We start from the raw sequence: 18,284 nt of genomic DNA on the forward strand, positions 1-18,284 counted from the left end.
CAGTCGATCGGTAGCGCAAAGGCCGTCCGATGTCAGATCAAATTCGCTCCACTGGGGCCTGAAACTCGGCCTGTTGCTCTTCCCACTCGGCTTGTTCGGCCTCACGGTTGTGAACACGCAGCGGCTCCCAGGCCCTGATACTCTCCCAAGTGCTCCGGTCAATGCGGAACCGGTCGATGGCTACCGCGATGCCACTGCCGACCGCTGAGGCCAGCTCTTGCGCCACCATCTGGAAACCGCACTTCTCGATCACCCGTCTGCCCGTCTGGTTGGTCACCCGGCAGGCAAACAACAACCTCTCATGCCTTTGGTGAAGAAAGGCATAATCGATTGCGGCATGGCAGGCCTCGGTCGCATATCCCTGTCCCCAGTGACGCTCGCCCAGCCAACAGCCTATCCAACCGGGGCCGACGCGCCCGCGCATGTCGAGCGTCAGGACACCGATGGGAGTCGGCGCCGCGTCGAAGCCCTTGCGGCAAATGAGGTGACGCTGACCACGCGGGTCGACCGGCTCGGCGAGCCAGGCGCGTGCGTGCTCGATGCGATAGGGGTAGGGCATGCCGACGAGGTTCCGGGCAACGGCGGCCGAGTTGGCGAGCCGGGAGATCGCCGCGGCGTCTTCGTCGTTCGGCGACCTCAGGATGAGTCGCCGCGTCTCAATGGCTGGCCTCACCGCTGCCATCAACGGCCAGCCGCAGGGACTGTCAGGTTCTTCAGTCTCGCTCAGCTCCGACATGGGGCTCTCCTAGCGCTCCAAATGAAATCAGGGGAAGTGGTGCCCCACTTCCCCTGTCACATCGCGCGCTGGGAGCGCGATCCGCTCGGGTCCGTGGGACGCCGGCGGGTCGCTTTCGCTCCATCCGGCTTACTCTGCTGCCACCGCCGTCGGCACAACCGAGACATAAACTCGGCCGTTGCTCTTCGTGGCGAAGGATACGTTGCCTTCCGTCAGGGCGAAGATCGTATGATCGACGCCCATGCCAACGTTGGTGCCCGGGTGCCACTGGGTGCCGCGCTGGCGAATGATAATGTTGCCGGGAATGACGGCTTCGCCGCCGAACTTCTTCACGCCGAGGCGTCGACCGGCCGTATCGCGACCGTTGCGGGACGAACCGCCTGCCTTTTTATGAGCCATTTCAGTCTCCTGTCTGTCGTATCGTCCACTGGCGGAGCCGTTCGGCGCTCGACACCTTGATGGACGGTGGTCGGGTCAGGTTCCGGCAGCAGTGAGCCGGAACGAAATTTCGTCAGGCGGCGTTGATCGCGGTGATCTTGACCGTGGTCAGAAGCTGCCGGTGACCGCGCTTGCGCTTGGAGTTCTGGCGGCGGCGCTTCTTGAAGGAGATCACCTTGGGGCCGCGAGTCTGCTCGACCACCTCGGCGACGACGGTGGCGCCGGCAACGGTGGGGGCACCAACGGTGACGCCAGCGTCGGAACCGACGGCCAGCACTTCGTCGAAGGTGACGGCGGCGCCGTCCTCGAGCTCGATCTTTTCGATGTTGAACACGTCGTCGACGGCAACCTTGTACTGCTTGCCACCGGTCTTGATTACTGCGAACATGGTCGTGCCAGTCCTTCTTCAGATGGTTCTTGGCCGCGCCGCACCTTCCGGGCGCGCGACTATTTGACAAAAAGAGACTATCCCGGACAATCGACCGGGCTCCCTTTCAGCCGCGTTTTCCCTACACGGAAAGCCTCCGCCGGTCAACGGCGAAGGGCGGCGGTTCCGGTCGTTTGCGGTCGGACCGTTTCGATCCGGTCGCGCTTCGTGTCAAAAAACCGTCCCAGACGGCTCTGGCCCCTCTTGCCAGCGGCTTTGCCCACGGTTATGGTCCGCGCCGCTTTCGACCGGGATCGCATCCCAAAAAGCACCGCGGAGAGGTGGCAGAGTGGTCGATTGCACCGCACTCGAAATGCGGCATACTCGCAAGGGTATCGGGGGTTCAAATCCCTCCCTCTCCGCCATTTTCCCTCATTGCGTTTGCAGGCCGGCCGGATCGTCCGGCGGTTGATTTTCGGCTTGGCATGCTTGGTGCTTCGTCACGGACGTTGTTGTTCCCCTCTTTCGAGGATCGAGTCGTCCATGGAGCCCGTCAACGGCGCCTTCGATGTCCGCCTGATGCGGACCCTTCTCCTGCTCGTCACCGAGTGCAGCGTGTCGCGCACCGCGGAGATTCTCGGCCAGACCCAGCCGACCGTCAGCCTGGCGTTGAAGCGGCTCCGCGAACTGATCGGCGATCCGATCCTGGTGCGGTCGGGCAGTTCTCTCGTTCCCACCGAACGTGGTCAGGAGCTCAGGGCAACGTTGCAGCGTCTCCTCGCCGATATCGACGCTCTTCTGGCCCCGCCGCCCAGTTTCGAGCCCGATCGGACCGAACGGCGGTTCCGCATCGCTGCAGCCAACTGTCTGGATGCCGAGTTCCTGCCACGGATCTTTGCCAGGCTTGCCGAGGAGGCGCCGAGGGCGTCCATCGACATTGCGACGCTGCCGGGACATGACGACCTGATGAGCCACCTTGCCGACGGCTCGCTCGATCTCGTGGTCGGCAACTGGCCGCGGCCACCGGAGCAACTGCGGCTGGCGCCTCTGCTCTCGACACCGATCAAGTGCGTGGTCGCCGCCGATCATCGGTTGGCTGGCACCATAGGCTCGCTCGACATGGAGTTTTATCTCGCGGAACGCCACCTGTCGCCGTCGGCTGACGTCATGAAGCAGTATAGTCCGATCGATGGCCGGCTGATGGAGCTCGGACTCAGCCGACATATCGCCGCCTCGGTGCCGGAGTATGCAATCGTTCCGCACATGCTGGCCGGGTCCGACCTGGTTTTCACGACAGGTGCGCCGTTTGCCGAGCAAATGGCGCAAGGAGGCGATTTTGCCGTCATCGATGCGCCCGTCGAGTTCGGTCGAATGGACTTCTATCTGCTCTGGCATGACTGCAAGCACCATTCGCCGGCCCATATCTGGTTCCGACATCTGGTGAAGGCCTCCGTTTCGCCTCTCCGCGATTCGGCCGATTCGGTGCCGCAGATACTGCGTGTCGCTGCCGAATGACGTGGCTTCAGCGGCTTGCCCAGAAGGCCCGGTGCAGCTCCGCAGCCTCGTCTTCCAGCATCGGACCGATTACTTCGACGGCTCGCTGACCGCTTTCCAGCACAAGCCGACAGGGCAGGTCGAGCGTCGGGTTCTCAGGGTGGTTGCCGGTGATCTGCCTCAGATTGCTTTCCGAAAGTCCATAGACGATGCGGCCAATGCCTGCCCAATAGGCAGCGCCGGCGCACATGGCGCATGGTTCGGCAGATGAATAGAGCGTCGCATCGACTAGCTCGGCCGGTCGGAAACGGCGAGAAGCACGCGTAGCCAGAACGCGCTCGGCATGGCCCGTCATGTCGTGATCCGGCAGATAGGCATTGCCCTGCTCCATCAGCAGCGTTCCGTCACTGCCGACGAGGATCGCTCCGAAGGGATGGCTGCCGGTGTCGGCCGCCGCCGCGGCGATGGCGAAAGTGCGCCGGAGATGGGTTTCGTGGTCGAGATCGGGAAGCGGCATGGCGATCCGGAAAGAGCTTGGTATCGCCGATCATCTTAGCTGAGATTTTCTTGCGGCAAAGGCGGTCCGCCTCGGTGGCTGCCTATAGTGTCTATTGTGACCGTCATATGGACGCTGCCCCTGAAGCCAATGCAAACTTCCTCAAAACAAGGGGAACAGGACCGCCTGATCGCAAGCGAAGAGGGGTTTCACATGCAGCGCTTTATTCTCAATCGTCGTCAGATGCTCGGAGGTCTCGCCGCCGGGGCCGGGCTTTCGCTTCTGGGCCCAATGAGCCGGGCCTCCGCAGCCGTTTCGGAAATCGTCTGGGCCACCTGGGATTCAAACGGTCATCCCGAATATGTCGCCGCTTTCGAGAAGGCGACGGGCACCAAGGTCAAGCTGTCGTTCCTGTCGAGCGAGGACGCGCAGTTCGCGGCCTTGAAGACCGGTTCGGCATCCGATTGGGACATCGTCAATCCCTCGCTGAACCAGGCCCGACGCTATATCAAGGCCGGCGAGCTGATGCCGCTCGACCTCACAAAGGTACCGAACCTTGCGCACATGTACGACGTGTTCAAGGCGACCGACAAGGTCAAGGGCGAAGACGGCCAGACCTATGCCATTCCCTATCTCTGGGGCCTCAACCCCATTGTCTATCGGTCGGACATCCACACCGAGGAGCCCACCTATTCGACGCTGTTCGATCCGAAGTTCAAGGGGCAGCTCGCCATGCGCGACTATGCCCTGGAATCGATTGCCATCGCGGCTCTGTACATCGGCATTCCGCGCGATCGCGCTTTCCTGCTGACCTCCGACGAACTCGTCGAGGTCAAGAAGGCGCTGATCGCCCAGAAGCCGCTGCTCAGGACCTACTGGCAAACCATCGGCGATCTCACGAACCTCTTTGCCACCGGAGAGGTGACCGCCGCTTTCTCCTGGCGCGTGCCTTACGATGCGCTGAAGGACAAGATGAAGGTGGCGATGGCCAAGCCCAAGGCTGGTATCATGGGTTGGTGCGACTGCTTCGGCATTCCTGCCAGCTTGCCGGAGGAAAAGATCGAGACTGCCTACAAGTTCGCCGATTACCTGCTTGGCGCGGACTACGCCTCGACCATCGCCGAAATCGGCAACTATGCCACCACGTCGTCGATCATCCGCGACACGCTCTCCACCGAAAAGCAGGAAGCCATCTTCATCGACGATCTCTCGGTGATGCAGAACTTCATGTGGCCGGAAGCCCCTGAGAATTACTCGGAGTGGCTGAAGGTGTGGAACGAGGTCAAGGCGGCCTGATCCATCGCCCGCGCCCTCGGCAAGCGATAGGGCGGTGCGGGATTTGCTTGTCGAACGAGGTCGGGCGAGATCGTCCGACCTCGGAGATCGAGGCGAGATGTTGGTGGAAAGCAGGATGGAAAAGCGAACGGAGCCGGCCTTGTCGCCGCTGCTTCTCGCAATGCGGGGCGTCGTCAAGACATTCGGTCGCTCGACCGCGGTGGACGGCATCGATCTCGACGTTCCCGAACGGGCGTTCTTGACATTGCTCGGCCCGTCAGGGTGCGGCAAAACGACCGTTCTCAGGATGATCGCCGGATTCGAGACGCCGGACGCCGGCGACATGCGCCTCGACAACACGCCGCTGGCCGACGTGCCGCCCGAACGGCGTCCCGTCAATACCGTCTTCCAGTCCTATGCTCTTTTCCCTCACCTCACCGTCAATGAGAACGTCGCTTTCTCGCTGAACCTTCGGGGCGGCATTCCGGATATTCCGGCGCGCGTGCGGCGTTCGCTCGAGGCCGTTCATATGGCGGACTTCGGCGACCGCTATCCGCACCAGCTTTCCGGCGGTCAGCAACAGCGCGTCGCCGTGGCGCGTTCGATCATCGCCGAGCCACGCCTTCTCTTGCTGGACGAGCCGTTGTCGGCCCTCGACCGCAAGATGCGCGGCCACCTCCAGATCGAGTTGAAGGCGCTTCAGCGGCGTCTCGGCATTGCCTTCGTCTACGTGACGCACGACCAGGAGGAAGCCTTCGCGCTGTCCGATATCGTGGTGGTGATGAACAAGGGCCGCATCGCCCAGAAGGCCGATCCCCAGACGATCTACAGCCGCCCGGCCGACAGCTTCGTTGCCGACTTCATCGGAAATTCGACGCTGGTGGAAGGGCGGATCCGAGAGCGTCGCAGTGACGTGGCCACAATCGGCACCTCGCTCGGCGATATCACGGCGCCGGTTGCCGATGGTCTCGCCAGCGGCGATGCCGCCATGCTGGTCATTCGGCCCGAGCTGCTGGCGACGCAGGGCGAGGGCAAGGCGACCTTCACCGGTACCGTCAGCAACTGCGTCTTTCAGGGCGAACGGAACATGATCCAGGCGGAAGTCGCCGGCGTGTCCCTGCGATTTGCCGCCGAGGCGCCTCAAGCGGCTGGAGCGCCTGTCTCGCTCTGGCTCGACGCCGACCACAGCTTCATCACGAGAATCGCCGCATGACCTTCCGTCAGCGCCATCTCGCTCTGCCGGTGGCGGCGGCGATCATCGCCGGCTGCATAGCGCCGCTGGCCGTTCTCGTCGCCTTCAGCTTCTACGAGGTGGAAGACTTCGATCTGGTTCCGGCCTTTTCATTCCGGGCGTGGGGCGAGCTTGCCACGTCGACGACCGACTGGTTCCTGATCGGCAAGGCGGTGTTGTCGGGTGTCGCAACCACGCTGTTTACCGCCTTGCTCGGCTATCCGGTGGCGCTGGCGCTGACGCGACTTGCCGCGTCGGCCAAGGGGATCGCCATCATCGTGCTGCTGACGCCGCTTTACACCGGTGAGATCGTCCGCATTTACGCTTGGCGGATCGTGCTCGGCGGGGAAGGGCTGATCAACACGGTGTTGCTGGGACTCGGATTGATCGACGAGCCGCTGAAGTTCCTGCTGTTCTCGCCGTTCACCATCGGTCTCGTCCTCACCTACAACAATCTGCCCTTCATGGTGCTCGCCATCTGGGTGTCGGCCGAGATGGTCGACCGGCGATTGATCGAGGCGGCGCGCGACCTTGGCGCCCGGCCGGTCGACGCCTTCTTCCGTGTGATCTTTCCGCTGACCACGCCGGGTCTCGCCGCGGGCAGCCTCACCGTCTTTGCGCTGTCGGCTGGAGAAATGCTGACGCCCAATCTTCTTGGGGGCACATCTGGCGCCACCGCCATGGCGCTCATCGACAACCTGTTTGGAACGGCCTTTGATTGGCCGCTTGCCTCGGCGCTGGCCCTGGCGTTGCTCGCAACGCTTTTTCTCGTTGCGTCGGCCATGGCCGGGTTGCTGCTGCGTCTCAAGGGCGCGCGCGCCATGATCGGGAGGACATGATGGGCCGGATCGGCTTCTCGGTACTGATCGTCGCGGCTGGATTTCTTTATCTGCCGCTCGTCGTGCTGGCGATGTTTTCCTTCAACGATTCAGCATTGATGGCGTTCCCGCTGTCCGGCTTCACGCTCGATTGGTACCGGGAGCTGGCGCAGAGCGACAACTTCCTCAGCGGGTTCGTCACCTCTTTCCTGATCGCCCAGCCGGTCGGAATTCTCGCCATGCTGTTCGGGCTGATGGCTTCCCTTGCCCTGACGGCGCCAGGGTTCCGTTGGCGCGGTCTGTTCGCCGTTCTCTTGCTGACCCCGTTCCTGGTGCCGAAGAGCGTCCTGTCTATTGCCCAGGCGATGATCATGAGCCGCATCGGCTTCGAGCGCGGGGCCACGGCGTTGATCCTGGCGCAGTCGCTGGTGGCGCTGCCGTTTGCCACGGCACTCATATCGGCAGTGATGGTGCGATTCGATCGACGGTTGATCGAGGCGGCGCGCGATCTTGGGGCCTCCCCCTGGCAGGCTTTCCTGCGTGTGCTGCTGCCGCAAATCAGGCCGGCACTGTCGGGGGCCTATTCGGTTGGAGTCATCCTGTCGCTGGCCGATCTGACCATCGCCATGTTCCTCGCCGGCCGGACGCAACCGCTGTCGCTGATGGTCGCTTCGGAGTTTCGGCGAGAACTGCGCCCCGACCTCAACGCCATGCAGGTGGTTGTTCTGGTGGTAACCGCGCTGCTGGTCGGCCTCAGCGAAGTCTACCGCCGCCGACGGCTGCGCAGGTTGGCGGCGGCGGCCTGATCTTTCAGCGGGTAAAGGCGGTTCTCGCCGTCAGACGGTCGAGATCGAACGCCGCGACATCGGCAAGAAGCGAGACGAAGGCGGAGCCGGCGCGGTCGACGATGATCCGTCCCTTTTCCGCTGTCGCGGCTCTGGCGTTACCGGCAACGCCCTTGGGGTGGAGATCCTGCGCCTGCCAGCCAAACCCGACGGCGCCCTCGGCGGTCAGCAGACTGCCGGACGCCTCGATCTCGACGGTCAGCGGCACGAAGTCTTCCGCCTTGTCCATGGAGACGAGATCGCCATGCAGATGCAGCATGGCGCTGGTCTCGAGGTCGCCCCCATGGATGCCGTGGGCCGATTCGGCGGCAGGAATGATGTCATCGATCGCGGTGATGCGGAACCATGAGCAGGCGACTGCCAGCATTCCGAGTTTCACCCGGATGTCGCGGCAGACGATGTCGATCAGCGCGATCTGACCGCCATGGGCATTGAAGAAAACCAGCTTGCGGACACCGGCCCGATGAACGCTCTCGGCGATCTCGAACCAGATGCGCGCCAGCGTTTCGCCCGACACGGCGATGGTGCCAGGAAAGGCCAGGTGTTCGTCGGATTTGCCGTAGGGCAGCGGTGGAAGCACCAGCACGTCGGCGTTGGCACCGAGCTTGCCTAGTGCGTCGGCAAGCACACCCGCATTGATCGCGGCATCGACGCGGACGGGCAGATGCGGCCCGTGCTGCTCGATGGCGCCGACAGGCAGCACGACAACTGTTTTCGAGAGATCACGATTGGCGAAGTCGGCGGTTGATAGGTTCCACCAGGAGAAGGAGGGCATGGCGCTACTCATTTCGCGGCTTCGGCGGCGAGCGTCGCCTTGGCGATCTTGCCGGTCGGCGTCATGGGCAGGCTTGCCGCCTTGCGGATGACGAGCGGCGTCAGGTCGTAGGGAAGGAGAGGTGCAATCGCTGCCTTGAGGGTGTCGGGGTCGACCGTCTGGCCGGGGCGCTCGGTGACGAAGGCGATGGGTGAGGCTCCTCCCGTCGGGCTGGGAACGCCGACCAAAGCTGCCAGCAGGACGCCAGGCTGGGTGGACAGCGCTTCTTCGACATCACGCGGGAACCAGTCGATGCCATCCACTGTGACAAGTTCGGCGAGGCGACCGCGCATGGTCACGTAGCCATCGGCATCGATGCTGCCGAGATCGCCCGAATGAAGCCAGCCGCCCCGCGTCGTTTCCGCCGTCTTTTCAGGCCGCCCCCAATAGCCGGCCATGAAGCCGCCTCTCAGGCATATCTCGCCAACGGTACCGATCGGCGCGCGCGAGCCAGAGGTGGTGAGGATGGCCACTTCCTTGTCGGGAGTGCCCGGGCCGATGCGCATCAGCTTGGTGTCATCCGGTTCGAGTTCGGGAAAGCCGAGCGCAAAGAAGCCCCCGATTTCGCTTTGTCCGAAGCTCTCCACCAGGGGCAGTTTCAGGGTGTCGCGGAATGCCTTGCGCAGGGTCGGTGGCACCGGCCCACCGCCCGAGAGGCCAAACCGCAGCGGCGATGGCAGCCGGCCGCGTGCCTGCGACTCCTCGAGAAGCTCGGTCAGCACCACCGGGTTGCCGACAAAGACGGTGGCGCCGGTCCTCTCGAGGGCTTCCCAGCCGCTTGTCTGGGTCCATTTGCCCATGACGTTGACGGTGGCGCCGACGGCCATTGGTGGCAGCAGGTTGGCAACGAGCTGATAGGAACTCGACAGCGCTGTCGGCCCGAAGGAGCTGTCTGTGGCGCGGATGCGCAATCGCTCTCCGATGCAGCGGGCAGCGGTCACCGTCGGCTCATGGGCGAGACAGGCGCCCTTCGGTTTGCCCGTCGTGCCGGAAGTATAGGACAGGTGGGCGATTGCCGAGGCGTCCTCGGGATCGTTCGGTGGGGTGAGCCGGGCCGCCATGAGTTCGGGCAAGGCGTGGGCGCCGTCCTGAGGACCGTCCATGCAGATGAGATGAGAAACGCATCCCACCGCAGCCGAGGCGGCCTTCACCGGCTTCTCCATGTCGTGCGTGTAGATGATCGCCTTGGGGCGATGGTCATCGACGTAATAGGCGAGATCATCGGCGTATTTGACATTCACCAGTGCCGATATGGCCCCGAGCCGCCACGTCCCCAGCATGGCGAGGAGATAATCCATGCCGTTGTGGGCGAAGATCAGGACGCGATCGCCCGGTAGGATGCCGAGGTGAGCGAGAGCCCCGGCCATCCTCTCCATTCCGTCCACGGCCTCAGCGGCGGTGAGTGCCAGATTTCGATCGACCCAACGGAGCGCAACGGTGTCTGGCTTACGCTCGGCAATGCGGTAGAGCAGATGGTGCATGAGCATGGTCTGGCGGGCTCCCTGGGCGAACAGCAAAACATGCGTCGACCATGGGCAAGCCGGTGGGCGAAGGAAATTCGACGCCCGACATAGAGTTCATTGCGTGCCGCCAATTGACGTCGTGCAAGTAGCCACCGCAGACCTTAGCGCCCTACGGTAGCCAGACCGATGGCAAGACGACCTCGGCAATGCCATTGGCTCTGAGCACCTCCGCCGTGGCCTCAACGGCGGCACGCGACATGGGAGCCCAGGTCGCTGCCGGCCCACGCACACCATGGTGCTGGAAGGCGTTGAGGCGGAGGTGCGTGTCCGGGCCGAGTTCATGCACCAGGTTGGAAAGCGCCGCGATCTCTTCGGGGCGGTCGGTCTCGCCGGGAATCAGAAGGAAGCGCAGTTCGCAGAGTTTGCCTGCCTCGGCAAGAAGCCTAGCCGAGGCGAGCGACAAGTCGTTGTCGGCGCCGGTAAGCCGGCGGTGGCGCTCGGGATCGAAGGCTTTGATGTCGAGCATCACGCCATCGGTAACCGGCAAAACCCTTTGCCAGCCCTCGCTGGGCAGATTGCCGTTGCTGTCGATGAACAGCGTCAGATGGGCCAGGTCCGGCGCTGCCCGGATGGCCGTGAACAGATCGATCAGGAAATCGAGATGCACCGTCGCCTCTCCGCCGGATACGGTGAGGCCGTTGAGAAAAGGTGCATTGCGGCGAAGAAGAACAAGCACGTCTGCCACCGTCATCCGCCGCACCATGGGGTTGGCGCGGGTAGGGCAGGCGGAAAGGCAGCTGTCGCAGGAAATGCAAGGGCCTGGATCGTGGACGACCTTGCTGCCGGACTTCTTCAGGGCGCCGGACGGGCAAACGGAAACACAGGCGCCGCAGTCGCTGCAGACGCCGATGGTGTGCGGGTTGTGGCAGGTGACGCAGCGGTAGTTGCAGCCCTGCAGGAACAGCACGAAGCGGTTTCCCGGCCCGTCGACGACCGACCAGGTCAGGAACTTGCTGACGGCGGCGACGCCGTCAGACACCCGAACCTGCCATCAGCTCAAGTCCGACGACGCGTGGCTTGCGGTCGAGAATGTGCACGGTCTCGGCCGCTTCGGCGCCGAGCGCCGTGGTGTTGACGCGCGATCCCCTGGCCGCATTGTAGAGTTTGACGTCGGACAGGCGAATCATGAAGCCGGTGACGCGAACCAGGTCGTTGCCGGTGACGTTGGCTGTGAACTCGCGGAACCCGAGCTGCAAGGCGCCCTTGGCGAGCTGGAACACGGCTTCCGGGTTGGACCGCACCGTCTCGTCGAGAGTGAGGATTTCCGAGACGCCCGAGAGATAATACTGGTGGTGCGGCAGGAGAGCCTGCACGTGGCTCACCGGATCCGGCTCGCTTCCGTAAGGAATGCGAACGCCGGGTGTGGTGCCGGCATCGCTGGACAGGCCGGCCTGGGCGTGCAGCATGGCGACACCGCGCCAGACGTGCTCCATCGGCTCTCGATCGACCAGTTCGGCGAGCCGCGCCGAAATGCGGTGGCCAAGTTCGTTGGCGGTGGCATCGTGTCCGTATCGGCCAGGGCGACCGGCGAGATCCTGCAAATGGTTGACGGCCTCCGCCATGGCGAAGATGCCGAACATAGCCGTAAAGCGGTCCTTGTCGATCCAGCCTTCCTCAATGAGGAAGTTGCCGTCGAAAAAGCCCGACTGCCGGAACAGATAATCGACGCGGGCACGCATCAGGCGGGCGTTGAGGTTGACGTAGCGCGGCAGCTGGACGTCGAGGAAATCGGCTTCGCCAGAGCTTGCCTCGGCCACCTTTTTGAGATTGACGCGCGCGAGCGATGCGGCGCCACCGCGAAGCGGTAGGGCATTGTAGCAGCTGACGATGGCATATCCCGGCTCGTCGAACACTTCCCGGTGGATCGGGTGGTTGGCGATGTGCGGCTTGGAACAGGCGATGATGTTGTCGGTGCAGAGCCGCAGGATGGCGTCGCCGCTCACTTCTGGATCGTAGAGGAAAGTCAGGTTGGGGGCCACCTGCTTCAGCTCGGCGTCTGCTTTGAGGACTGCCCGAGCGACGCGGTTGTCGGTGGGGCCGATGTCGGCATGCAGGAAGGCGTCCGGCAAGACGCGGTCGATATAGCGCCAGAAGAGCTTGATCTTGCGATAGAGCTCGTCATCCGAAACGCCGTCGCAGAAGGGCAGCAGCAGTGCGTCGATGTGGCCGATGAACACCGGCATGCCGGTGACCGAGGGGACGTGGTGATAGGCAATCTGCAGCGTGTTGATCGCTTCGTCGAGAGTTTCGGGCTTGGGCAGCTCCAAATGCGCGGAACCGTTCTTCAGCACCACTTCATAGTCTGGCAGCACATAACGCGGCTTGTAGGGTGCGTTGCCCTCGTACATGTCGCAGATGATGCGCGCGTCGAGAGCGGCGCGCGTCTCGGCGTCGAGCAGCACGTAAGGCAGCATGTTCTCGGCCTCGACCGCCAGCGCATGTTCCTTTTGCTTGAAGCTCAGGGTCGGGTTCTGCGCGATCCGGCGCAGCTGGCTCAGCGTTTCGGTCATGGCGGTTCCTCGTTGTCGGGCGCGAGCATGATACGCCGCTCAAGGAGCGGAGACCATGATCTGGCGCATCAAGCGAGATAAACGAAGGCTTGTCCAGCCGGAGGGTTACCGATCACCTCTCCATGCGTGCCACTCGGCAACTCACCCGCCGCCTTCGTCCGGGATCGCCAGAAGATGGCCGCAGGCCTTGCAGTGGACGGCGTCGGGCTCGTGCCGCATGAGGGCGCATTTCGGGCAGCGGAAGGTGACCTTGTAGGGCCGGAACAAAGCTTGCGCGAGGCGCACGAACAGCGAAATGCCGACGATCATGGTGACGATGGAGGTCAGTTTTCCGGCTGTGCCGGGGAGGGTGATGTCTCCGAAGCCTGTGGTGGTCACGGTCGCCACCGTGAAATAGAGGGCATCGACCCAACCTTCCATACCCGAGCCCGGTCTCGCAAAGGCGGTGTAGACGAAGCCGGTGATGACGAAGAGGCAGGTTACGAGGTTGATCGCGGCCCGGCCAACGTCTTCCCACTCCCGATAGCCATGCCGGCCAAGAGAGCGCCAGAAGAGCCCCTTCTGGGATAGAGTCCACAGACGCAAAATGCGCAGGAAACCGAGATTGGCGAGCCAGAGGGGCGCCAGCAGCGTTGCGAGTACGACGAAGTCCACCCAGACCGCCGGGCGTCGCAGCCACTGTCGGATACTGATGGCCGCCGCCGCCCGAGCCGTCAGGTCGGCGACAAGCAGGAGTGCGACGGCGTAATCGAACCAGAGGAAGGCGCCCAGGTCTTGCAAGACGGGGCTGAGGATAAAGAAGCCGATGATGACGAGATCGACAGTCGCGACCGCCCACTGGAAGCGGGCCGCGACCGGGTCCGTTCCAACGTAAAGCTGCCGCAGACGCTGACGCCAGGCCGCGCGATCCGGTGCCCCCTCTGGCTCTTCGTCGTAATCGTGTTGATAGTCTAGGAGCGACGCGACGGTGGGATCGTCGCTGGAATAGGTCTCGGAGGTGCCGGGTGGTGTGTCCGGAGGCTCGGTCGTCACGATGGATCAGATCCTTCCCATGGCGCCTTCGCGAGGCAAAGAGTGGCGGGGATCGTCGAAGCGAATTTCAGCACGCCGGACGGCAGCCTGCAATCATGCGAACAACGATCGCTGCAATATGGGTCGCGTTCACGCTTCGCCGAAGGTCATCGCCGGCCATTCATGACACGGATCGGTTCATTTTCGGGGCGAGCGACCAGCGGATGAGTTGACAAGCGTAGGGACGACAGCCTAGCGCGGCATATGAGCACAGCCGCCTGCCATGGACGCCTGCCATGGAAAACTGGCCGGTCGGCCCAAACTGGGAGTTTTTCAAGTGTCAGAGACAAATGAGGCCGCCACCAGTCTTGCCGAGCTGTTGATCGCAGCACGCCGCGAAGGAAGCAAGCTCACCGCGGAGGCGGTCGGAGGACTCGAACCGACGGACGCCGCTGCAGCCGATGCGGCGCAGCTCGCGGTCGTCGAGAAGCTTGGTGCGATCGGCGGCTACAAGGTGCTTCAGGCCGGCGATGCTCCCGGCAGTTGGGGCGCTATCCTTGCCGATCGTGTCTTCGAGGCTCCCGCCGAGGTGGCCTATTCGATATCCTCGCTCAAGGTGGAAGCCGAGATCGCCTTTGTGTTCGGACGCGCCCTGCCCGGCAAGCCGGGCGGGGCGGCCTACACGGCCGAAGAGGTGACCGAGGCGGTTGCCGGAGCTTTCGCCGCTTTCGAGATTCTTGAAAGTCGCCTCGCGGACGATCCGCGTCCGTCGCCGCTTCTGGCGCGCGCCGACTTCATGGGCAACTGGGGCCTCGTGCGCAGCTCGCCCGTCGCGGACTGGCAGCGCCTCGTCCATGCCGACGTGGCCGTGCGACTGGAAGTCGGGGGGCGCGTTGTCGTCGATCAACGGGGTGGCCATCCCTCCGGCGTTCCGTCGCATCCCCTGACGTGGCTTGCCAACATGCTGGCGGCGTCCGGGCATCCGCTTCGAGCGGGTGACGTGGTGACAACCGGTGCCTTTGGTGGCGGCCACATCATCGCGCCGGGCGAGACGGCGGTGGCGACGATCGAGGGCTTCGAGCCCATTCGGTTCGTGTTGAGAGGGTGAGTCCCGGGACGTTCGGGAATGGTAAAGGATAAGCTAATGCCGCCTTTAGATTTTCTTTGGGCGGCATTCAGTGAATTCGACTTTCGTATATGTGGGCGAACGCCTATATGAGGGGCGTCGAACGAGGTGTTCGGCATAACGAAAGGAAAACCGAGATGTTCGCCCAGGCTCCCCTCAACAGGACGTTCCGCGAGTCTCGCGCCGTCGAGCGGGACACCACTTATGTGCGCGGTTTCGGTTCCGAGTTCCGTGAGCGTCAGTATGTCCGTGCCGGTGGCAACCGGGTCTCTGGCCTCTGACCGACAAGCCTTTTGCTTTCGACTGCTCTTGTCGAGCGCCCGATCCGCGAGGATTTCGGGCGCTTTGCCTTTTGGGCTTTTGAAGGGGCTCGGTCGGAGACGGCGGCGTCCCCTGCCGGGGCGTGCTGCGAGCGGAATGTCGTGAGGACCGACAAACCGGTGCCTAAAACCGATCCGGTTGAACGAGGCCGGTTTTAGGGGGCGTGAGCCGCTTCCGGGTCCCTGCGGTCAGTTCTGCAGATGCGACTCGAGGAACCACACCGCCTTGTCGAGCGCGCGCGAGTAGGCGGTCAGGATATCGGCCGTGTCGGCATCTCCTGCTTCGTCGGTCTGGTCAATTCCATCTCGCGCGCCTGTCGCTGCCTTGGCGTAGCGTTCGGTCAGAGCCTTGAGGTGCTCATCCTCGGCCGTGATGTCCGCAGGATAGGCGGGAAGACGACTCGCCGTCGCGACGCCTTGCAGCGTGCCATTGGCAATCCCACCCAGCTGAACGATACGCTCGGCCACCGTATCGACGTGACCGTCGACTTCGGTCCGGAACCCGTCGAGCATCTCGTGAATGGCGATGAAGCGCGGGCCCTTCAGGTTCCAGTGCGCCTGCTTGGTCAGCAGAGCCAAATCGATGCCGTCGGCAAGCAGCGCACCGAGAACCTCGATCGAGACCTTCTTGGCGTTCGATTTCAGCGTATTGTGGGTCTTCATTTCACTCTCCTTCGCTCGTGGCTTTCCAAGCCGACAAAGCGCGTTGCCTTGTCGTGGACCGGCCTCTGTCGTCGGCCGCTGATCTCGTCGGGCGAGATGCTCGGATGTGGTTATGGTTGCAAAACTCACACGGGCCCGGAGGGTTCCTCTTTCCGTGTTTTTACGGAAGAAGTTGAGAGTTTTGCGTGGGGCAAGGGAAAGCGATCCACAGGGCAGGGCGAACCTTCCTCAGGAAAAATACGATGGCCGCCTCTGTCGGATTGACCCGACTCACTTCCCGGTGGATACCAGCAATTGAGCTGAGGTTCTCCGGATGCACAATATCTGGAGCTAAGAGGGAAGCCGGTGCAATGCCGGCGCTGCCCCCGCAACTGTAGGCGGGAAGTGGACGATCCAGGAATGTCACTGGTGCGATGCACTGGGAAGACGGATCGGCCGCCGAGACCCGCGAGCCAGGAGACCTGCCCCGGCCTATGAGAAGTTTCCTCGGGCGGGGTGCACCGGTGGATCGTCGTCGATGCATGGCCGGAGCACGCTTCGCCCATGTCGACAGCGTTCCCTTTCGTTCCCTGCCCCATACCGGGTGCAGAAGAGCGATGTCGGAAATCAGTCCAGCCAAACCGCCTCAACACGTCCTCAAGCGTTCGGGGGCACTGGTTCCGTTCGATGCCGGCAAGATCCGCTCCGCCATGGAACGCGCCGGCGCCGCCTCCGGCGAGTTTTCCAGTGGCGAGGCCGAGCTTCTGGCGTTGCAGACCGTCAAGGTGCTCGCCCATCGCTTTGTCGGTCGCATTCCGTCGATCGAGGAGATTCAGGACGTCGTCGAGCAGGCGTTGATTTCCGCGAACCATTTCGCCACGGCGCGCGCCTATATCGTTTATCGGGAGCAGAGGGCGCGCCTGCGGCGCGATGCCGACACCGTCGTCGATGTCGTCGCGTCGATAGACGAGTACCTCGAACGGGCCGACTGGCGGGTCAATGCCAACGCCAACCAGGGCTATTCGCTCGGCGGCCTCATTCTCAACGTTTCTGGCAAGGTAACGGCCAACTACTGGCTGAGCCACGTCTATCCACCAGAGGTGGGACAGGCGCATCGCGCTGGCGACATCCACATCCACGACCTCGACATGCTGTCGGGTTACTGCGCCGGTTGGTCCCTCCGAACTCTGTTGACCGAGGGCCTCAATGGCGTACCGGGCAAGGTGGAAGCGGGGCCGCCGAAGCATCTTTCAAGCGCCGTCGGCCAGATCGTCAATTTCCTCGGCACGCTGCAAAACGAATGGGCCGGCGCCCAGGCGTTCTCATCCTTCGATACCTACATGGCTCCCTTCGTCCGCAAGGATCGGCTTTCCTACGAGGACGTCCGGCAATCGATCCAGGAACTGATCTACAACCTCAACGTCCCCTCACGCTGGGGTACGCAAACGCCCTTCACCAACCTCACCTTCGACTGGGTGTGCCCTGATGACCTGAAGGATCAGGCGCCGGTCGTCGGCGGCGTGGAGATGGGCTTTCGCTACGGCGATCTCCAGGCGGAGATGGACGTCATCAATCGCGCCTACATGGAGGTGATGACGGCGGGAGATGCCAAGGGCAGGGTGTTTACCTTCCCGATCCCCACCTACAACATCACCAGGGACTTTCCGTGGGACAGCGAGAATGCGGCGCGTCTCTTCGAGATGACGGCCAAATACGGGCTGCCCTACTTCCAGAACTTCCTCAACTCCGAACTGACGCCGAACATGGTGCGCTCCATGTGCTGTCGGTTGCAGCTCGATCTCAGGGAGCTGCTGAAGCGGGGTAACGGCCTGTTCGGCTCGGCCGAGCAGACCGGGTCGGTCGGTGTGGTCACGGTGAACTGCGCCCGGCTCGGCTATCTTCACAAGGGTGACGAGGCCGGATTGTTCGGTCGGCTCGACGAACTCCTGGCCATTGGGCGCACCAGCCTCGAGATCAAGCGCAAGACGATCGAGCGACTGATGGACGATGGGCTCTTCCCCTACACCAGGCGCTACCTCGGCACTCTGCGCAATCATTTCTCGACGCTCGGCATCAACGGCGTCAACGAGATGATCCGCAACTTCACCGGCGACGCGGAGGACATCACGACGGAGTGGGGCGAGTCCTTTGCCATCCGTCTGCTCGACCATGTGCGGGCACAGATGGTCCTTTTCCAGGAAGAGACGGGACACCTCTACAATCTCGAGGCGACGCCGGCCGAAGGGACGACCTATCGCTTCGCACGAGAGGACAGCAAGCGCTTTCCCGGCATTCTTCAGGCCGGAACGCCGGATGCGCCCTATTACACCAACTCCAGCCAGCTTCCCGTGGGCTTTACCGACGATGCCTTCGAGGCGCTCCGCCGGCAGGAGCCGCTTCAGAGCCGCTACACCGGCGGCACGGTGCTCCATCTCTACATGGGGGAGCGCATTTCCTCGGCCGAGGCTTGCAAGAAACTGGTCCGGCGATCGCTCGAAAACTTCCGTTTGCCCTACATCACGGTGACGCCGACTTTCTCGATCTGCCCAAAGCATGGCTACATCGCCGGCGAGCATGAGTTCTGCCCGGTCTGCGATGCCGAGCGGCTGGCCGAAAAACGTGCCGCCGCCGAGTGACT

General features: G+C 63.2%; 18 protein-coding genes, 1 tRNA gene and 1 riboswitch. Of the genes, 9 read left to right on the plus strand and 10 right to left on the minus strand.

All coding sequences use genetic code 11. From position 1 onward, the window contains the following. Nucleotides 1-37 precede the first annotated feature (37 nt). From M4J40_RS19185 to rplU, 3 genes are all read right to left on the minus strand, one after another. Complete coding sequence (locus M4J40_RS19185; RefSeq protein ID WP_251756010.1) at nucleotides 38-736, minus strand: GNAT family N-acetyltransferase; 699 nt, start codon at nucleotides 734-736, stop codon at nucleotides 38-40. A 129-nt stretch (nucleotides 737-865) separates the two neighbouring features. Then, nucleotides 866-1,135 (minus strand): 50S ribosomal protein L27, encoded by a 270-nt coding sequence (rpmA, locus tag M4J40_RS19190; RefSeq protein ID WP_251729490.1) that lies wholly within the window; start codon nucleotides 1,133-1,135, stop codon nucleotides 866-868. Between the two features lie 112 nt (nucleotides 1,136-1,247). After that, complete coding sequence (gene rplU / locus M4J40_RS19195) at nucleotides 1,248-1,562, minus strand: 50S ribosomal protein L21 (RefSeq protein WP_251756011.1); 315 nt, start codon at nucleotides 1,560-1,562, stop codon at nucleotides 1,248-1,250. 314 nt (nucleotides 1,563-1,876) lie between these two features. Between rplU and M4J40_RS19200 the strand changes: the two genes are divergently transcribed. Together M4J40_RS19200 and M4J40_RS19205 are read left to right on the plus strand one after the other, a co-directional pair. Beyond that, nucleotides 1,877-1,966: transfer RNA gene (locus M4J40_RS19200), tRNA-Ser, on the plus strand. 118 nt (nucleotides 1,967-2,084) lie between these two features. Beyond that, the gene (locus tag M4J40_RS19205; protein WP_251756012.1) at nucleotides 2,085-3,056 is read left to right on the plus strand and encodes a LysR family transcriptional regulator; all 972 of its coding nucleotides are present in this window, start codon (nucleotides 2,085-2,087) and stop codon (nucleotides 3,054-3,056) included. Nucleotides 3,057-3,063: 7 nt separating this feature from the next. Here M4J40_RS19205 and M4J40_RS19210 read toward each other — a convergent pair whose 3' ends face one another. Beyond that, complete coding sequence (locus M4J40_RS19210; RefSeq protein ID WP_251756013.1) at nucleotides 3,064-3,552, minus strand: nucleoside deaminase; 489 nt, start codon at nucleotides 3,550-3,552, stop codon at nucleotides 3,064-3,066. A 192-nt stretch (nucleotides 3,553-3,744) separates the two neighbouring features. Between M4J40_RS19210 and M4J40_RS19215 the strand changes: the two genes are divergently transcribed. The 4 genes from M4J40_RS19215 (at nucleotide 3,745) to M4J40_RS19230 (ending at nucleotide 7,661) form a co-directional block, all read left to right on the plus strand. Beyond that, nucleotides 3,745-4,827 (plus strand): PotD/PotF family extracellular solute-binding protein, encoded by a 1,083-nt coding sequence (locus M4J40_RS19215; RefSeq protein WP_251756014.1) that lies wholly within the window; start codon nucleotides 3,745-3,747, stop codon nucleotides 4,825-4,827. 115 nt (nucleotides 4,828-4,942) lie between these two features. Next, nucleotides 4,943-6,019, plus strand: a complete 1,077-nt coding sequence (locus tag M4J40_RS19220; protein ID WP_251756015.1) for an ABC transporter ATP-binding protein — start codon at nucleotides 4,943-4,945, stop codon at nucleotides 6,017-6,019. Then, complete coding sequence (locus tag M4J40_RS19225; protein WP_251756016.1) at nucleotides 6,016-6,876, plus strand: ABC transporter permease; 861 nt, start codon at nucleotides 6,016-6,018, stop codon at nucleotides 6,874-6,876. Before M4J40_RS19220 ends, M4J40_RS19225 begins: the two co-directional genes overlap by 4 nt. Further along, nucleotides 6,873-7,661 carry an ABC transporter permease gene (locus tag M4J40_RS19230; RefSeq protein ID WP_251756017.1) on the plus strand — a complete coding sequence of 263 codons (789 nt, stop codon included), beginning with the start codon at nucleotides 6,873-6,875 and terminating at the stop codon, nucleotides 7,659-7,661. The genes M4J40_RS19225 and M4J40_RS19230 overlap by 4 nt, the downstream gene beginning before the upstream one ends. Before the next feature lie 4 nt (nucleotides 7,662-7,665). Here M4J40_RS19230 and M4J40_RS19235 read toward each other — a convergent pair whose 3' ends face one another. The 5 genes from M4J40_RS19235 to M4J40_RS19255 all read right to left on the minus strand — a co-directional run bounded on the left by M4J40_RS19235 (nucleotide 7,666) and on the right by M4J40_RS19255 (nucleotide 13,432). Then, nucleotides 7,666-8,487 (minus strand): creatininase family protein, encoded by an 822-nt coding sequence (locus M4J40_RS19235; protein ID WP_251756018.1) that lies wholly within the window; start codon nucleotides 8,485-8,487, stop codon nucleotides 7,666-7,668. Beyond that, nucleotides 8,484-10,001 carry a class I adenylate-forming enzyme family protein gene (locus tag M4J40_RS19240; protein ID WP_251756019.1) on the minus strand — a complete coding sequence of 506 codons (1,518 nt, stop codon included), beginning with the start codon at nucleotides 9,999-10,001 and terminating at the stop codon, nucleotides 8,484-8,486. Before M4J40_RS19240 ends, M4J40_RS19235 begins: the two co-directional genes overlap by 4 nt. Before the next feature lie 145 nt (nucleotides 10,002-10,146). Continuing rightward, complete coding sequence (locus M4J40_RS19245; RefSeq protein WP_251756020.1) at nucleotides 10,147-11,016, minus strand: YjjW family glycine radical enzyme activase; 870 nt, start codon at nucleotides 11,014-11,016, stop codon at nucleotides 10,147-10,149. Continuing rightward, nucleotides 11,009-12,547 carry a YjjI family glycine radical enzyme gene (locus M4J40_RS19250; protein WP_251756021.1) on the minus strand — a complete coding sequence of 513 codons (1,539 nt, stop codon included), beginning with the start codon at nucleotides 12,545-12,547 and terminating at the stop codon, nucleotides 11,009-11,011. The genes M4J40_RS19245 and M4J40_RS19250 overlap by 8 nt, the downstream gene beginning before the upstream one ends. Nucleotides 12,548-12,688: 141 nt before the next feature. Next, on the minus strand, nucleotides 12,689-13,432 hold the full coding sequence (locus tag M4J40_RS19255) for a potassium channel family protein (protein ID WP_405030772.1): 744 nt from the start codon (nucleotides 13,430-13,432) through the stop codon (nucleotides 12,689-12,691). A gap of 463 nt (nucleotides 13,433-13,895) precedes the next feature. Here M4J40_RS19255 and M4J40_RS19260 point away from each other — a divergent pair, with 463 nt between their 5' ends. Beyond that, on the plus strand, nucleotides 13,896-14,666 hold the full coding sequence (locus M4J40_RS19260) for a 2-keto-4-pentenoate hydratase (RefSeq protein ID WP_251756023.1): 771 nt from the start codon (nucleotides 13,896-13,898) through the stop codon (nucleotides 14,664-14,666). Nucleotides 14,667-14,821: 155 nt separating this feature from the next. Next, the gene (locus M4J40_RS19265) at nucleotides 14,822-14,965 is read left to right on the plus strand and encodes a hypothetical protein (protein WP_251756024.1); all 144 of its coding nucleotides are present in this window, start codon (nucleotides 14,822-14,824) and stop codon (nucleotides 14,963-14,965) included. 228 nt (nucleotides 14,966-15,193) lie between these two features. On the opposite strand, the gene dps is transcribed toward M4J40_RS19265, so the two are convergent. After that, nucleotides 15,194-15,667 carry a DNA starvation/stationary phase protection protein Dps gene (gene dps / locus M4J40_RS19270; protein ID WP_251756025.1) on the minus strand — a complete coding sequence of 158 codons (474 nt, stop codon included), beginning with the start codon at nucleotides 15,665-15,667 and terminating at the stop codon, nucleotides 15,194-15,196. Nucleotides 15,668-15,952: 285 nt separating this feature from the next. Next, a riboswitch (cobalamin riboswitch) is annotated at nucleotides 15,953-16,151 on the plus strand. Nucleotides 16,152-16,263: 112 nt separating this feature from the next. Between dps and M4J40_RS19275 the strand changes: the two genes are divergently transcribed. Further along, nucleotides 16,264-18,282, plus strand: coding sequence for a ribonucleoside triphosphate reductase (locus M4J40_RS19275; protein WP_251756026.1), 2,019 nt, complete (start codon nucleotides 16,264-16,266; stop codon nucleotides 18,280-18,282). Nucleotides 18,283-18,284: the final 2 nt, after the last annotated feature.

Origin of the sequence: Pleomorphomonas sp. JP5 (assembly GCF_023721815.1) — a bacterium.
Classification (GTDB): Bacteria; Pseudomonadota; Alphaproteobacteria; order Rhizobiales; family Pleomorphomonadaceae; genus Pleomorphomonas.

Excerpts from the sequence above, each read along its gene's own strand:
- M4J40_RS19215 (WP_251756014.1), top strand. The coding sequence starts at position 3,745 with ATGCAGCGCTTTATTCTCAATCGTCGTCAGATGCTCGGAGGTCTCGCC.
- rplU (WP_251756011.1), bottom strand. The coding sequence starts at position 1,562 with ATGTTCGCAGTAATCAAGACCGGTGGCAAGCAGTACAAGGTTGCCGTC.
- M4J40_RS19235 (WP_251756018.1), bottom strand. The coding sequence starts at position 8,487 with ATGAGTAGCGCCATGCCCTCCTTCTCCTGGTGGAACCTATCAACCGCC.
- M4J40_RS19205 (WP_251756012.1), top strand. The coding sequence starts at position 2,085 with ATGGAGCCCGTCAACGGCGCCTTCGATGTCCGCCTGATGCGGACCCTT.
- M4J40_RS19265 (WP_251756024.1), top strand. The coding sequence starts at position 14,822 with ATGTTCGCCCAGGCTCCCCTCAACAGGACGTTCCGCGAGTCTCGCGCC.
- M4J40_RS19240 (WP_251756019.1), bottom strand. The coding sequence starts at position 10,001 with ATGCTCATGCACCATCTGCTCTACCGCATTGCCGAGCGTAAGCCAGAC.
- dps (WP_251756025.1), bottom strand. The coding sequence starts at position 15,667 with ATGAAGACCCACAATACGCTGAAATCGAACGCCAAGAAGGTCTCGATC.
- M4J40_RS19250 (WP_251756021.1), bottom strand. The coding sequence starts at position 12,547 with ATGACCGAAACGCTGAGCCAGCTGCGCCGGATCGCGCAGAACCCGACC.
- M4J40_RS19185 (WP_251756010.1), bottom strand. The coding sequence starts at position 736 with ATGTCGGAGCTGAGCGAGACTGAAGAACCTGACAGTCCCTGCGGCTGG.
- M4J40_RS19220 (WP_251756015.1), top strand. The coding sequence starts at position 4,943 with ATGGAAAAGCGAACGGAGCCGGCCTTGTCGCCGCTGCTTCTCGCAATG.
- M4J40_RS19230 (WP_251756017.1), top strand. The coding sequence starts at position 6,873 with ATGATGGGCCGGATCGGCTTCTCGGTACTGATCGTCGCGGCTGGATTT.
- M4J40_RS19225 (WP_251756016.1), top strand. The coding sequence starts at position 6,016 with ATGACCTTCCGTCAGCGCCATCTCGCTCTGCCGGTGGCGGCGGCGATC.
- M4J40_RS19210 (WP_251756013.1), bottom strand. The coding sequence starts at position 3,552 with ATGCCGCTTCCCGATCTCGACCACGAAACCCATCTCCGGCGCACTTTC.
- rpmA (WP_251729490.1), bottom strand. The coding sequence starts at position 1,135 with ATGGCTCATAAAAAGGCAGGCGGTTCGTCCCGCAACGGTCGCGATACG.
- M4J40_RS19275 (WP_251756026.1), top strand. The coding sequence starts at position 16,264 with ATGTCGGAAATCAGTCCAGCCAAACCGCCTCAACACGTCCTCAAGCGT.